The following is a 13,936-nucleotide window of genomic DNA, read 5'->3' on the forward strand; positions in this document are numbered from 1 at the left end:
AAAAAGGTGCTTGCCTGACCTATTTAAGCCCTTGGCTTACGTGAAAGGTAAGTAAAGGCTTACAGCACTACGCAGATAATAATCAATCTTGTCCGTGACATCCCATTTCCAAACAAACCGATAAGGCACAAGACAAAACGGCAATCGAAACATTTTCCATCACACACAAAAAACCCCGAAAAGCTCGGGGTTTCAAGTCAGCCTGTTGTGAGTTACTGGAACAGCGACTCACTCGACAGACCGTTGCGTTCAAGGATTTCCCGCAGGCGCTTGAGACCCTCGACCTGGATCTGGCGCACGCGTTCACGTGTCAGACCGATTTCCAAACCTACATCTTCAAGGGTGCTGCTTTCATGACCACGCAGCCCGAAACGGCGAATCACCACCTCACGCTGCTTGTCTGTGAGTTCAGACAACCACTGATCGATACTTTGCGACAAATCATCGTCCTGGAGCAGCTCGCAAGGATCTGTAGGACGATCATCGGTAAGGGTATCAAGCAGCGTTTTGTCTGAGTCAGGGCCTAGAGAAACGTCTACCGAGGACACCCGCTCGTTGAGCCCAAGCATGCGCTTGACCTCTGCGACAGGTTTTTCGAGCAGATTGGCGATTTCTTCAGGGGAAGGTTCATGATCGAGCTTTTGCGTGAGTTCACGCGCAGCCCGTAGATAGACATTGAGTTCTTTAACGACATGGATCGGCAAACGGATGGTGCGGGTCTGGTTCATGATCGCCCGTTCAATCGTTTGGCGGATCCACCAGGTGGCGTAAGTCGAGAAGCGAAACCCTCGTTCCGGGTCGAATTTCTCGACGGCCCGAATCAGTCCCAGGTTGCCCTCTTCAATCAGGTCAAGCAACGACAACCCACGATTGACGTAGCGACGTGCGATTTTCACCACCAGCCGCAAGTTGCTTTCAATCATGCGTTTTCGCCCGGCGGGATCGCCACTTTGCGACAAACGAGCAAAGTGGACTTCTTCTGCAGGGGAGAGCAACGGAGAGAAGCCTATTTCATTGAGGTACAGCTGGGTCGCATCGAGCGCCCGCGTGTAGTCAATGTACTTATGCTGTTTTGTAGCGGGTGCTTTTTTGGACTTGGTTCGAGCTGTAGGGGTTGAATCGTCTTCTTCTGACATCAAGTCGCTGTCGATGTTGGAGTCCATAAGGAGCACCTCATCGTCGATGTCAAACCCCGGCGCTTCTTTGTTGAGAGCCATTGCTATAGTCCTTTGATGAGTTCGACCTCAAGCTCAAGCATCGCCCAAGTCCTTGGCAACGCTGGAGCCTGTTCCTTATCCACATCAGGAACAGGCTGGTAAGCGATCAACGGCGAGGAAGGAATTGCAATGGATCTACAGGTTTACCTTGACGGCGAATTTCAAAGTGAAGCTTCACCCGGTCTGTACCAGTTGACCCCATTTCGGCAATTGTCTGTCCGACCTTGACCTGCTGCCCCTCCCGAACCAACAGCCTACGGTTATGACCGTAAGCACTGACGTAGGTATCGCTGTGTTTGATGATGATCAGTTCGCCGTAGCCCCTCAATCCACTGCCAGCGTATACAACCGACCCATCAGACGCAGCTAAAACAGGCTGTCCCAAATCACCGGCGATATCAATACCTTTATTCAAACTACCGTTTGAAGAAAATTTGCCGATCAAAATACCGTTCGAAGGCCATCCCCAACCCTTGGGTGCGGGGCCTGCTGGCAGCGGCGCGGCGGCTGCAGGCGCAGCTGCGACAGTGCCGGTACGCTTGATAACCGTGGTCTTGCTGCCCGCAGAAGACGAAACCACGGTGCTGGTCGTGCCACCTGCTGGCTGGCTCCCAGAGCGTCCGTCAAAACGAATCACCTGGCCTGGGACAATGGTGAACGGGGCGCCAATATTGTTACGGGCGGCCAGAGCCTTCCAGTCCCAGCCGTAGCGAAAAGCAATCGAAAACAAGGTATCGCCACGACGTACGGCGTATTGCCCTGTGGTCACTGCCGGACGCTGGGCTACCCCGTTACGGTCAACGACATTTACGCCACTTTTGGGGCTGCTGGAGCACGCGGCCAACAATGCCAGTGTGGCACTCAGGAACAGACCGACCACCAGCCTCTGAAGGCTTTTGCTGCTCATACGCTGCGCAATGACTGTGAGACTCACCCGCCGCTCCCTTTGAAGATGGCTAAATAGTAAAACGCCAGTACTGGCCATGGTTTAGCGCAAGTATAACTGGCTACAGGGCTTTTACAGACTGCAAAGCCGAATCATAAACACACTGTATAAAATATAAACAAACACTGGGCAGGGCCCGGGTGACGGGCTTTATGACCCGCAGCTCACCCTATAATTCACCCGACGCCAATAAAGACTCAGGCCAGCGGCCCGTTAAGCAGTGGCACAAAGCGCACATTACCGATTACCCGTCGGGCAAAGCCGTGCTCTTCGCGTACGATCAACATCAACTGCTGGACCTCTCCCGCACCGACCGGGATCACCATGCGTCCACCGGGGGCCAGTTGGTCGAGCAATGCCTGAGGCACATCGGTCGCGACGGCCGTCACGATGATGCCGTTGTAAGGCGCCAGCGCAGGCCAGCCTTCCCAGCCATCGCCCCAACGGAACACCAGGTTGCGCAGATTGAGTTCAAGCAATCGTTCCTTGGCCCGATCCTGCAGCACCTTGATGCGCTCGACCGAGAATATCCGTTCAACCAGCTGCGAGAGCACGGCGGTTTGATAACCCGATCCGGTGCCGATCTCCATCACCTTGTCCAACGGCCCGTCCTCAAGCAGCAGCTCGCTCATGCGCGCCACCATGTAAGGCTGGGAGATGGTCTGGTTATTGCCGATGGGCAGCGCCGTGTCTTCGTATGCCCGGTGGGCCAGGGCTTCATCCACAAACAAATGACGTGGCGTGCGGCGAATGACCTCAAGCACGTCCTGGTTAACGATGCCCTCTTCACGCAGGCGCTGGATCAGCCGCTCTCGTGTGCGCTCAGAGGTCATGCCAATGCCACGGTGCATCATGCCATCCTGCTCGCGCGCCATCAGCCCATGCCCTCCAGCCAGTCATTCAGGCTTTTGAAACCATCCCCAAAGGTGCGATCCAGTTGCAGCGGCGTGATCGACACATACCCCTGCATCACGGCATGAAAGTCGGTGCCCGGACCGCCATCTTCGGCGTCACCTGCCGCGGCAATCCAGTAGCCGGCCTTGCCTCGCGGATCAACTACCCGCACCGGCGCCGCAGCGCGTGCCCGATGCCCGAGGCGGGTCAGTTGAATGCCGCGAATTTTCTCGAGCGGCAAGTTGGGAATATTCACATTGAGGACCGTACGCGGCGGCAAGTCCAGCGATGCGTGGGCTTCAAGCAGCTTGCGGGCAAAAAATGCCGCAGTCGCCAAGTTGTCCACCTGGCGCGACACCAACGAAAAGGCAAAGGATGGACGATCCAGAAAACGCCCCTCAAGTGCCGCCGCTACAGTGCCGGAATACAACACGTCGTCACCCAGATTGGCACCCAGGTTGATCCCTGACACCACCATGTCCGGTTGCGGCTCCAGCAAGCCGTGAAGGCCCAGGTGCACGCAGTCGGTGGGTGTGCCATTAATGCTGATAAAGCCATTGGCCAAGGTGTGTGGATGCAGGGGACGATCCAGGGTAAGCGAACTGCTCGCCCCGCTTTTGTCTTGATCCGGGGCAACCACCACGCACTCGGCGTAGTCGGCCAGCGCACCGTAGAGCGCAGCCAACCCCGGAGCGGTGACCCCATCATCGTTTGAAATCAGAATACGCATAGGCTATCCGCTTGATCCAAAGGCACCAGATCAACAAGCTCGCGCACCAGAACAGTGGCGAAGCATCCGGCCGGCAGAACAAATTCCAGTTGCAGAATGTCAGGCTGCGGATAATGCCACGTCAATCGTCCAATGGGCAGTCGCAGGATACGTCGCTCATGGCTCATGCCTGCGCGAACCAGCCAGTCACGCAATTGGGCTTCACGCTCTGCAATCGACTGTTCCAGCGCATGGGTCACGCCGGTGGTCGGTGACTCACCCTCGCCCCACTGGGGACCGGTGGGGTGCAGATCGAGAATAGCCAGCCGCGGATCGCTGCATTCAGCCTCGCCTGCCGGGAAAAAACTGCGACTGTCGGTAAAGGCCAGCAAATCGCCGACCTGTGCCCGCTGCCAGCTACCATCCGCCACCCGTGCGGCCAGCACCTGATTGAACAGATAGCTGCGGGCAGTGGATAACAGACGCGAGCGAACGTTGCGCTGCTCAGGCAAGGCCTTGCGCGCAGCATAGTCACGCGCCTCGCCCACATTGCCACCCTGCCAGCCGAAACGCTGGGTGCCGAAATAGTTCGGCACACCCTGTTTGGCGATCAATTCAAGGCGTTGCTGCAGCGCGTCCTTGTCCCCGGCCAGTTGCGTCAGGCGCAGTGTGAATCCGTTGGCCGCATGGGCACCACGCTGCAATTTACGTTTGTGGCGTGAGGTCTTGAGAATTTTCAGGGTTTCGTTTTCAGCGCCCGACAAGTCAGGGTCTGCCTTGCCCGGCAGCTGCACGCTGAACCATTGGCGAGTTAACGCCTGGCGGTCCTTGAGGCCCGCGTAACTGACCGTGCGCAAAGGCACGCCCGCCGCCTTGGCAATGCGACGCGCTGCTTCTTCGGTATTCAGGCCACGCTTTTCAACCCACAACCACAGGTGCTCGCCGTCCCCGGACAGCGGTATATCAAGCACCTCGTCGACTTGAAAATCTTCAGCCGTCGCTTTGAGCACGGCAGTGCCCAATGCCTCGCCGTAGGCCCGAGGGCCGAGCAGATCCGACTCGTTCATGAGCGAACCAACAACGCAATGGAATGCACCGCAATACCTTCTTCACGACCCACGAAGCCAAGCTTTTCGGTGGTCGTGGCCTTTACGTTTACCTGGTCCAAGTCAACCTCTAGATCCGCGGCAATCAGCGCACGCATCGTTTCAATATGCGGCGCCATTTTTGGCGCCTGGGCAATGATGGTGTTGTCGACATTGCCGACTTTCCAGCCCTTGGCATGGATCAGACCCACGACATGACGCAGCAGGACACGACTGTCAGCGCCCTTGAAGGTCGGATCGGTGTCCGGGAAATGTTTGCCTATATCGCCAAGCGCCGCAGCCCCCAGCAAGGCATCGCTGAGGGCATGCAAAAGCACATCGCCATCAGAATGGGCCAGCAGCCCGAATTTGTGGGAGATCCGCACGCCGCCCAACGTAATGAAATCGCCTTCAGCGAAACAGTGCACATCATAGCCGTGGCCAATACGCATAAAAAAACGCCCCGATTAAGTCAGGGCGTGATTCTACCTACTTTGACCAACATTGGGCGCTATTAGCTCAGTGCATTGGCGTGATGACGCAAGTGGTCATCGATGAAACTTGCGATGAAGAAATAGCTATGGTCGTAGCCTGGCTGCAGTCGCAGGGTCAGCGGGTAGTCGGCCAGTTTGGCGGCCTGCTGCAGCACCTCAGGCTTGAGCTGGACAGCCAGGAAGTCATCCCGATCACCCTGATCAACCAGCAGCGGCAGTTTTTCGCGCGCTTCGCCAATCAACACGCTGGCATCCCACTCACGCCAGCGAGCACGTTCCTCGCCCAAATAGTTGGAGAACGCCTTTTGCCCCCATGGGCAGTCCATCGGGTTACTGATCGGCGCGAAGGCTGACACCGACTGATAGCGTCCTGGATTGCGCAATGCACAAACCAATGCCCCGTGCCCGCCCATCGAGTGCCCGCTGATACCGCGCTTTTGCGAAGCGGGAAAATGCGCTTCGACCAAAGCCGGCAACTCCTGCACTACATAATCGTGCATCCGATAATGCTGCGCCCAAGGCTCTTGCGTAGCGTTAAGGTAAAAACCTGCACCCAATCCAAAGTCCCAGGCGCCCTGCGGGTCATCCGGTACACCTTCGCCACGGGGGCTGGTGTCCGGCGCCACGATGATCAGCCCCAACTCGGCAGCCATCTTCATTGCACCTGCCTTGTGCATGAAATTCTCGTCGGTACAGGTCAAGCCAGACAGCCAGTAAAGCACCGGCAACTTTGCCCCCTGCTCCGCCTGCGGCGGCAAGTACACGGCGAATACCATGTCGCAGCCCAGCACTTCAGAACGATGCTTGTAACGCTTGTGCCAACCGCCAAAGCTTTTTTGGCAGGAGATATTTTCCAGTGTCATGGGCAACTCCAGTCCGCAAGCAAAACACCCCACCTGTGGGAGCGGGCTGGCTCGCGATGCAGACAACTCGGTCTTTCAGTCAAACCGGGTAGCTGCAATCGCGAGCAAGCCCGCTCCCACACGTGTTTAGCGGTGTTTAGACTTACCGCTGTTAATTAGAAATGGATGACGGTACGAATGCTTTTGCCTTCATGCATCAGGTCAAATGCCTTATTGATATCTTCCAGGCCCATGGTGTGAGTAATGAAGGTATCCAGCGGAATCTCGCCGCTTTGCGCCATGTCGACATAGCTTGGCAGTTCCGTACGACCACGCACGCCACCAAACGCCGAACCACGCCAGACGCGACCGGTCACCAACTGGAATGGACGGGTGGAAATTTCCTGGCCTGCACCGGCTACGCCGATGATCACAGACTCGCCCCACCCTTTGTGACAGCACTCCAGCGCCGCACGCATCAAATGCACATTGCCAATGCATTCAAAGGAGAAATCGACACCCCCATCCGTCATGTCGACGATCACTTCCTGAATCGGGCGATCGAAGTCTTTCGGGTTGACACAATCGGTCGCACCCAACTGCCGGGCGATTTCAAACTTGGCCGGGTTGATGTCGATGGCAATGATCCGTGCAGCCTTGGCTTTCACCGCACCGATCACCGCGGACAGGCCAATACCGCCCAGACCGAAGATGGCCACGGTATCACCCGGCTTGACCTTGGCGGTGTTGAGCACCGCGCCGATCCCGGTCGTCACGCCGCAACCCAGCAGGCAAACCTTCTCAAGCGGCGCATCTTTCTGAATCTTGGCGACCGATATTTCCGGGAGCACGGTGTATTCAGAAAAGGTCGAAGTCCCCATGTAGTGGAAAATCGGCTGACCCTTGTAGGAGAAACGCGTAGTGCCGTCCGGCATCAAGCCCTTGCCTTGGGTCGAGCGAATCGCCTGGCACAGGTTGGTCTTGCCCGACAGACAGAATTTGCACTTGCCGCACTCGGGGGTGTACAGCGGGATGACATGATCACCGACCGCAACGGAGGTCACGCCCTCGCCAATCGCTTCAACGATGGCGCCGCCCTCATGGCCCAGGATCGACGGGAAAATGCCTTCCGGGTCCGCGCCTGACAAGGTGTAGGCATCGGTATGGCAAACACCCGACGCCACAACCCGCAGCAGCACTTCGCCAGCCTTGGGCATGGCAACGTCAACCTCTACGATTTCCAGGGGCTTTTTGGCCTCGAAAGCTACGGCAGCACGTGACTTGATCATCGATCGTCTCCAGCAAAGTAAAAACAAGACGACGAGTGTAAATCAGCGCTGAGTGATTAATAATCCAGACAAAAGCAAAACATTATTGCCATGCAGGGATAATCAGCCGTGAATGAAAACCGCTGGGAAGGTATCGATGAGTTTGTCGCCGTGGCCGAGTGCGGCCAATTTACGGCGGCGGCCGAGCGCCTTGGCGTCTCCTCATCCCATATCAGTCGCCAGGTCGCGCGCCTCGAAGAGCGCCTGCAGACCCGTCTGTTTTATCGCAGTACCCGCAAGGTAACGCTGACAGAGGCAGGGCAAACTTTTTTGCAGCATTGCCAGCGCCTGCAGGACGGACGTGAAGAAGCACTGCGAGCGGTAGGAGATCTGGCCAGCGAGCCCAAGGGCATGTTGCGCATGACCTGCGCGGTGGCCTATGGCGAACGATTTATCGTGCCATTGGTGACGCGCTTCATGGGGCTGTATCCGCAGTTGCGGGTCGACATAGAACTCAGCAATCGACCACTGGACCTGGTACATGAAAGCCTGGACCTGGCGATTCGACTGGGACGCTTGCAGGACTCAAGGCTGGTGGCCACGCGGCTCGCACCTAGGCGCATGTATGTCTGCGCGTCACCTTCCTACCTGGAACATTATGGCCGCCCCCACAGCCTGTCAGAGCTGAGCCGACATAACTGTCTGATTGGTAGCTCGGATCTATGGCAACTGCAGCAGGACGGGCGTGAGTTTTCGCAACGGGTGCAGGGGAATTGGCGCTGCAATAGTGGGCAAGCGGTATTGGATGCGGCACTTCAAGGTGTAGGGCTTTGTCAGCTGCCGGACTATTACGTACTGGAGCACTTGAAGACAGGGGCCCTGGTGTCTTTGCTCGACACGCACCAGCCGCCAAACACTGCTGTCTGGGCGCTTTATCCGCAACAGCGGCACTTGTCGCCCAAGGTTAGAAAGCTGGTGGATTACCTGAAGGAAGGTTTGGCCAAGCGGGAGGAGTATCAGGGGTAAGCCGCTGCTGCTTTTACCTGTAGGAGCGGGCTTGCTCGCGATGCAGACGCCACGGTCTGCCGGGTAAACCAGGTGATGTCATCGCGAGCAAGCCCGCTCCCACAAGTCCCCGGGACGCGCTGATCAGCGAGTGGCCCAACGCAAACGCAACCACTCAAGGTCTTCCGGGCGAGTGACCTTGATATTGTCCCCACGCCCTTCGATCAGTCGCGGGGCCAGGCCGGCCCATTCCATTGCCGAAGATTCGTCCGTGATGGTCGCATCGGCCACAAGGCTGTCCGCCAGAGCGCGATGCAATGGCCCCAGGCGAAACATCTGCGGTGTATAGGCTTGCCAGATCAAACTGCGATCAACGGTTTCAACCACACGACCTTTTTTGTCCACTCGCTTGAGTGTGTCCCGCGCAGGAACAGCCAGCAAACCACCCACCGGGTCGTCAGCCAACTCACCCAGCAGCTTGTCCAGGTCTTCACGGGACAGGTTTGGACGTGCCGCATCGTGGACCAATACCCAGTCGTCATCCGCCGCACCTTGCGCATGCAGGTACAGTAACGCGTTGAGTACGGAGTCCGCCCGTTCCCGCCCGCCGTCCACCCGCACAACACGCGGATCAGAAGCACACGGCAATGACGGCCAGAAGGGATCATCAAAAGCAACGCTGACCACCAGCCCCTTGAGGCCTGGATGATCGAGAAAACAGCTGATGCTGTGTTCGAGAATACTGCGCCCGCCCAATTGCAAATATTGCTTGGGACGGTCCGCGGCCATACGGGCACCCACGCCCGCGGCAGGAATCACGGCCCAAAAGGCCGGTGATGAATGACTCATTGGGCCAACTGATAGAGGGTTTCACCCTCCTTGATCATGCCCAACTCATGGCGAGCGCGTTCTTCAACGGTCTCCATGCCTTTTTTAAGCTCCAGCACTTCCGCATCCAGCACGCGGTTACGCTCCAGCAAAATTTCGTTTTCAGCACGCTGATCGGCGATTTGCTGAGTCAGGTCGGTAACCTGCGCCAAACTGCCATTCCCCACCCACAGGCGATACTGTAGGCCAGCCAGCAGCAAGAGCAGGACGAGAAACAACCAATAGGGACTGCGCATCGAATATCAGGTATCCAGTAAAAAGACAGCCATGCCGACAAACGTAAACATCGAATAGTACAAAGCCTGGAAGAACCAGGCTTGTATACAGAAGCATCAGATTAGTGTCAAAAGACCCGCATTGACGAGCTTTTCAACACAATCTGCTGACTTTTTACGATTCAGTACTCAGCCGCGGAACTCGCCACGACCGTTGTACTTGGCTTTTGCACCCAATTGCTCTTCGATACGCAGCAATTGGTTGTACTTGGAAACACGATCAGAACGGCACAGAGAGCCGGTCTTGATCTGGCCAGCCGAAGTACCCACCGCCAGATCGGCAATCGTGGAATCTTCGGTTTCGCCGGAGCGGTGCGAGATCACAGCCGTGTAACCAGCAGCCTTGGCCATCTGAATGGCTTCCAGCGTTTCGGTCAGGGTACCGATCTGGTTGAACTTGATCAGGATCGAGTTGGCAATGCTCTTGTCGATGCCTTCTTTCAGGATCTTGGTGTTGGTTACGAACAGGTCGTCACCCACCAGCTGAACCTTCTCACCGATTTTGTCGGTCAGGATTTTCCAGCCATCCCAGTCAGACTCGTCCAGGCCGTCTTCGATGGAGATGATCGGGTAGCGCTGAGTCAGACCCTTGAGGTATTCAGCAAAACCTTCGGAACTGAAGACTTGACCTTCGCCCGACAGGTTGTATTTACCGTCTTCGTAGAATTCGCTGGCAGCGCAGTCCAGAGCCAGGGTCACGTCAGTGCCCAGGGTGTAACCGGCGTTTGCAACGGCTTCGGAGATCACTTTAAGTGCATCTTCGTTGGAAGCCAGGTTCGGTGCGAAACCACCTTCGTCGCCCACTGCGGTGTTCAGGCCACGAGCCTTGAGCACAGCTTTGAGGTGATGGAAGATTTCGGTGCCCATGCGCAGCGCGTCAGAAAAAGTCTTGGCGCCAACCGGCTGAACCATGAACTCTTGAATGTCGACGTTGTTATCAGCGTGCTCGCCACCGTTGATGATGTTCATCATCGGAACCGGCATCGAGTAAACACCCGGAGTACCGTTCAGGTTGGCAATGTGTGCGTACAGCGGCAGGTCCTGGTCCTGGGCAGCGGCTTTGGCAGCAGCCAGAGACACGGCCAGGATGGCGTTGGCGCCCAGGGAGCCTTTGTTCTCAGTGCCGTCCAGCGCGATCATCGCGTGGTCCAGCGCCTTTTGGTCAACCGGGTCTTTACCCAGCAGCAAATCACGAATCGGGCCATTGATGTTGGCAACGGCTTTCAGCACGCCTTTGCCCAGGTAACGGCTCTTGTCGCCATCACGCAGTTCCAGCGCTTCACGGGAACCAGTGGATGCACCGGACGGCGCGCAAGCACTGCCGATGATGCCGTTGTCGAGAAGCACGTCCGCTTCCACAGTGGGATTGCCACGGGAGTCGAGAACTTCACGACCTTTGATGTCGACGATTTTTGCCATTGTTGTAAACACTCCAAAGTTGACGAAAACGACGCAGCTGAGGGAAATATTGTTATCGGCGGCAAGGGGCAAATAGCGGGCAGCCTTGCGGGCGATAAGGCTCGGGCCCTGAGGCCCGAGAAATCGTGCGGTACTTTACCGGAGAAACGAGGTTTACGCGGTTTCTATTGTCGGAAAACTTTTAACCAACTCATCCAGAGACTTCAGCTGGGCCAGGAAAGGCTCCAGCTTGTCCAGACGCAAGGCGCAAGGGCCGTCGCATTTGGCATTGTCCGGATCCGGGTGCGCCTCAAGGAACAGGCCCGCCAGGCCCTGGCTGATGCCAGCCTTGGCCAGGTCGGTCACTTGGGCACGACGACCACCGGCTGAGTCCGAGCGACCACCGGGCATTTGCAGCGCGTGGGTCACGTCGAAAAAGACCGGGTATTCGAACTGCTTCATGATGCCGAAGCCCAGCATGTCTACAACAAGGTTGTTGTAGCCAAAGCTGGAACCACGCTCGCAAAGGATCAACTGATCATTGCCCGCTTCTTCGCATTTGCTCAGGATGTGCTTCATTTCCTGAGGCGCAAGGAATTGGGCCTTTTTGATGTTGATCACGGCGCCGGTCTTGGCCATGGCCACGACCAGGTCAGTCTGACGCGACAGGAACGCCGGCAACTGGATGATGTCGCAGACTTCGGCGACCACGGCTGCTTGCGCAGGCTCGTGAACGTCGGTGATCAGCGGCACACCGAAAGCAGCCTTGATGTCCTGAAAAATCCGCATGCCTTCTTCGAGGCCGGGGCCACGGTAAGAGCTGACAGATGAACGGTTGGCCTTGTCGAAACTGGCCTTGAACACGTAAGGGATGCCGAGCTTTTCGGTAACCCGTACGTATTCTTCGCACACCTGCATGGCCATATCACGGCTTTCCAGCACGTTCATGCCACCGAACAAGACCATTGGCTTGTCGTTGGCAATTTCGATATTGCCTACACGGATAATCTTTTGCGCCATTCTGATTACGCCTTCTTCTCGTGTTGCGCCAGTGCAGCTTTGACGAAACCGGTGAACAGTGGATGGCCATCACGTGGCGTGGAGGTGAACTCCGGGTGGAACTGGCAAGCGACGAACCAAGGATGATCCGGAGCTTCAACCACTTCTACCAGCGCGCCGTCACCGGAGCGACCGGTCACTTTCAGGCCTGCTTCAGTCAGTTGCGGCAGCAGGTTGTTGTTCACTTCGTAGCGATGACGATGACGTTCAACAATCACGTCCTTGGCATAGCAGTCGTGAACCAGGGAACCGGCTTGCAGCTGGCAATCCTGCGCACCCAGACGCATGGTGCCGCCCAGATCCGACGTTTCGGTACGGGTTTCGACTGCACCGGTGGCATCTTCCCACTCAGTGATCAGGCCCACAACCGGATGGCCGCTGCTGCGATCGAACTCGGTGGAGTTGGCGTCTTTCCAGCCCAGCACGTTACGTGCGAACTCGATTACCGCTACTTGCATGCCCAGGCAGATACCCAGGTATGGAACCTTGTTCTCGCGAGCGTACTGAACAGCAGTGATCTTGCCTTCTACGCCGCGCAGACCGAAGCCGCCCGGAACCAGAATGGCATCACAGCCTTCAAGCAGTTCAGTGCCTTTGTTTTCGATGTCTTCGGAGTCGATATAACGCAGGTTGACCTTGGTACGGTTGGAAATACCAGCGTGACTCATCGCTTCGATCAGCGACTTGTACGCGTCCAGCAGTTCCATGTACTTGCCCACCATCGCGATGGTGACTTCGTGCTCTGGATTGAGCTTGGCATCGACAACCTGTTCCCATTCGGACAGGTCGGCGCTGTTGCATTCCAGGCCGAAACGCTCGACAACGAAATCATCCAGACCCTGGGCGTGCAGCATGCCCGGGATGCGGTAGATGGTGTCGGCGTCTTCCAGCGAAATAACGGCACGCTCTTCAACGTTGGTGAACAACGCAATCTTGCGACGCGAAGAAATATCAACGTGGTGATCGGAACGGCAGATCAGGACATCTGGCTGCAGGCCGATGGAGCGCAATTCTTTAACCGAGTGTTGCGTTGGTTTGGTTTTCGTTTCGCCAGCAGTGGCGATGTACGGAACCAGCGTCAGGTGCATCAGCATGGCGCGCTTGGCGCCCACTTCGATGCGCAACTGACGGATAGCCTCGAGGAACGGTTGGGACTCAATGTCACCCACAGTACCGCCAATCTCAACCATCGCTACGTCGGCATCGCCGGCGCCCTTGATGATCCGACGTTTGATTTCGTCGGTGATGTGCGGAATCACCTGGATGGTTGCACCCAGGTAATCACCACGGCGCTCCTTGCGCAGGACGTGTTCGTAAACGCGGCCCGTGGTGAAGTTGTTGTTCTGGGTCATGGTCGTGCGGATGAACCGCTCGTAATGCCCCAAGTCCAGGTCGGTTTCGGCGCCGTCGTGAGTGACGAACACTTCACCGTGCTGGAACGGGCTCATGGTGCCCGGATCAACGTTGATGTAGGGGTCCAGCTTCAGCATGGTGACCTTAAGTCCCCGCGCCTCCAGGATGGCTGCCAATGAAGCCGAGGCAATGCCTTTCCCCAATGAAGAAACAACACCGCCCGTGACGAAGATGTAGCGCGTCATGAAAAACCCTAGAAGTCTGCGTTAAAGCGGTCAGAGCCGCCGGGGAAAGCGAAGGAAGGCCGAAGCCCCCAATCACCAGCATTAGTCACAGTGCACCTTTCGAAAAACTGCTGCGTTGAAACAGACCGACGTAAATCATCGGTTCGATGCAAGCCACACATTTTTTTAAAATCGCCCAGCAAAGACTGCTTGGTAATCGGCAACTTCTGTAATTCCGGTGAATCCACAGAAGTTGTATCAAGAAGGGAGCGTAGTCTA

General features: G+C 56.8%; 14 protein-coding genes. 1 reads left to right on the forward strand and 13 read right to left on the reverse strand.

The window, feature by feature from the left end; translation table 11 throughout:
• Positions 1–212 precede the first annotated feature (212 nt).
• The 8 genes from rpoS to V6P94_RS22090 form a co-directional block, all read right to left on the reverse strand.
• Positions 213–1,217, reverse strand: a complete 1,005-nt coding sequence (rpoS, locus tag V6P94_RS22055) for an RNA polymerase sigma factor RpoS (RefSeq protein WP_046810484.1) — start codon at positions 1,215–1,217, stop codon at positions 213–215.
• Positions 1,218–1,323: 106 nt separating this feature from the next.
• Positions 1,324–2,151 carry a peptidoglycan DD-metalloendopeptidase family protein gene (locus V6P94_RS22060; protein ID WP_133077708.1) on the reverse strand — a complete coding sequence of 276 codons (828 nt, stop codon included), beginning with the start codon at positions 2,149–2,151 and terminating at the stop codon, positions 1,324–1,326.
• A 209-nt stretch (positions 2,152–2,360) separates the two neighbouring features.
• A complete protein-coding gene (locus V6P94_RS22065; RefSeq protein ID WP_219261723.1) occupies positions 2,361–2,996 on the reverse strand; it encodes a protein-L-isoaspartate(D-aspartate) O-methyltransferase in 636 nt (211 codons plus the stop codon).
• Between the two features lie 41 nt (positions 2,997–3,037).
• Complete coding sequence (gene surE / locus V6P94_RS22070) at positions 3,038–3,787, reverse strand: 5'/3'-nucleotidase SurE (RefSeq protein ID WP_133077710.1); 750 nt, start codon at positions 3,785–3,787, stop codon at positions 3,038–3,040.
• Positions 3,775–4,833: a tRNA pseudouridine(13) synthase TruD gene (truD, locus tag V6P94_RS22075; protein ID WP_133077711.1), complete on the reverse strand. Its 1,059-nt coding sequence runs from the start codon at positions 4,831–4,833 to the stop codon at positions 3,775–3,777. Before truD ends, surE begins: the two co-directional genes overlap by 13 nt.
• Positions 4,830–5,303 (reverse strand): 2-C-methyl-D-erythritol 2,4-cyclodiphosphate synthase, encoded by a 474-nt coding sequence (gene ispF / locus V6P94_RS22080; RefSeq protein ID WP_095001325.1) that lies wholly within the window; start codon positions 5,301–5,303, stop codon positions 4,830–4,832. Before ispF ends, truD begins: the two co-directional genes overlap by 4 nt.
• A gap of 62 nt (positions 5,304–5,365) precedes the next feature.
• The gene (fghA, locus tag V6P94_RS22085) at positions 5,366–6,208 is read right to left on the reverse strand and encodes an S-formylglutathione hydrolase (RefSeq protein WP_133077712.1); all 843 of its coding nucleotides are present in this window, start codon (positions 6,206–6,208) and stop codon (positions 5,366–5,368) included.
• Between the two features lie 155 nt (positions 6,209–6,363).
• On the reverse strand, positions 6,364–7,476 hold the full coding sequence (locus V6P94_RS22090; RefSeq protein WP_133077713.1) for an S-(hydroxymethyl)glutathione dehydrogenase/class III alcohol dehydrogenase: 1,113 nt from the start codon (positions 7,474–7,476) through the stop codon (positions 6,364–6,366).
• A 108-nt stretch (positions 7,477–7,584) separates the two neighbouring features.
• Between V6P94_RS22090 and V6P94_RS22095 the strand changes: the two genes are divergently transcribed.
• Complete coding sequence (locus tag V6P94_RS22095; RefSeq protein WP_133077714.1) at positions 7,585–8,481, forward strand: LysR substrate-binding domain-containing protein; 897 nt, start codon at positions 7,585–7,587, stop codon at positions 8,479–8,481.
• A gap of 123 nt (positions 8,482–8,604) precedes the next feature.
• Here the strand turns inward: V6P94_RS22095 and ispD are convergent, their stop codons facing one another.
• The 5 genes from ispD to V6P94_RS22120 form a co-directional block, all read right to left on the reverse strand.
• On the reverse strand, positions 8,605–9,309 hold the full coding sequence (gene ispD / locus V6P94_RS22100) for a 2-C-methyl-D-erythritol 4-phosphate cytidylyltransferase (protein WP_133077715.1): 705 nt from the start codon (positions 9,307–9,309) through the stop codon (positions 8,605–8,607).
• Positions 9,306–9,584, reverse strand: coding sequence for a cell division protein FtsB (ftsB, locus tag V6P94_RS22105; RefSeq protein WP_019822218.1), 279 nt, complete (start codon positions 9,582–9,584; stop codon positions 9,306–9,308). The genes ispD and ftsB overlap by 4 nt, the downstream gene beginning before the upstream one ends.
• A 168-nt stretch (positions 9,585–9,752) precedes the next feature.
• Positions 9,753–11,042 (reverse strand): phosphopyruvate hydratase, encoded by a 1,290-nt coding sequence (eno, locus tag V6P94_RS22110; RefSeq protein WP_133077716.1) that lies wholly within the window; start codon positions 11,040–11,042, stop codon positions 9,753–9,755.
• 153 nt (positions 11,043–11,195) lie between these two features.
• Positions 11,196–12,041, reverse strand: a complete 846-nt coding sequence (gene kdsA, locus V6P94_RS22115) for a 3-deoxy-8-phosphooctulonate synthase (protein ID WP_019822215.1) — start codon at positions 12,039–12,041, stop codon at positions 11,196–11,198.
• A 5-nt stretch (positions 12,042–12,046) separates the two neighbouring features.
• The gene (locus V6P94_RS22120; protein WP_019822213.1) at positions 12,047–13,678 is read right to left on the reverse strand and encodes a CTP synthase; all 1,632 of its coding nucleotides are present in this window, start codon (positions 13,676–13,678) and stop codon (positions 12,047–12,049) included.
• Between the last annotated feature and the right edge of the window lie 258 nt (positions 13,679–13,936).

The sequence above is a fragment of the Pseudomonas sp. ML2-2023-3 genome (assembly GCF_037055275.1).
GTDB lineage: Bacteria > Pseudomonadota > Gammaproteobacteria > Pseudomonadales > Pseudomonadaceae > Aquipseudomonas.

Bases quoted from the DNA above. Each gene is read 5' to 3' on its own strand.
- rpoS (WP_046810484.1), bottom strand. From the start codon at position 1,217: ATGGCTCTCAACAAAGAAGCGCCGGGGTTTGACATCGACGATGAGGTG.
- V6P94_RS22065 (WP_219261723.1), bottom strand. From the start codon at position 2,996: ATGACCTCTGAGCGCACACGAGAGCGGCTGATCCAGCGCCTGCGTGAA.
- surE (WP_133077710.1), bottom strand. From the start codon at position 3,787: ATGCGTATTCTGATTTCAAACGATGATGGGGTCACCGCTCCGGGGTTG.
- truD (WP_133077711.1), bottom strand. From the start codon at position 4,833: ATGAACGAGTCGGATCTGCTCGGCCCTCGGGCCTACGGCGAGGCATTG.
- ispF (WP_095001325.1), bottom strand. From the start codon at position 5,303: ATGCGTATTGGCCACGGCTATGATGTGCACTGTTTCGCTGAAGGCGAT.
- fghA (WP_133077712.1), bottom strand. From the start codon at position 6,208: ATGACACTGGAAAATATCTCCTGCCAAAAAAGCTTTGGCGGTTGGCAC.
- V6P94_RS22090 (WP_133077713.1), bottom strand. From the start codon at position 7,476: ATGATCAAGTCACGTGCTGCCGTAGCTTTCGAGGCCAAAAAGCCCCTG.
- ispD (WP_133077715.1), bottom strand. From the start codon at position 9,309: ATGAGTCATTCATCACCGGCCTTTTGGGCCGTGATTCCTGCCGCGGGC.
- ftsB (WP_019822218.1), bottom strand. From the start codon at position 9,584: ATGCGCAGTCCCTATTGGTTGTTTCTCGTCCTGCTCTTGCTGCTGGCT.
- eno (WP_133077716.1), bottom strand. From the start codon at position 11,042: ATGGCAAAAATCGTCGACATCAAAGGTCGTGAAGTTCTCGACTCCCGT.
- kdsA (WP_019822215.1), bottom strand. From the start codon at position 12,041: ATGGCGCAAAAGATTATCCGTGTAGGCAATATCGAAATTGCCAACGAC.
- V6P94_RS22120 (WP_019822213.1), bottom strand. From the start codon at position 13,678: ATGACGCGCTACATCTTCGTCACGGGCGGTGTTGTTTCTTCATTGGGG.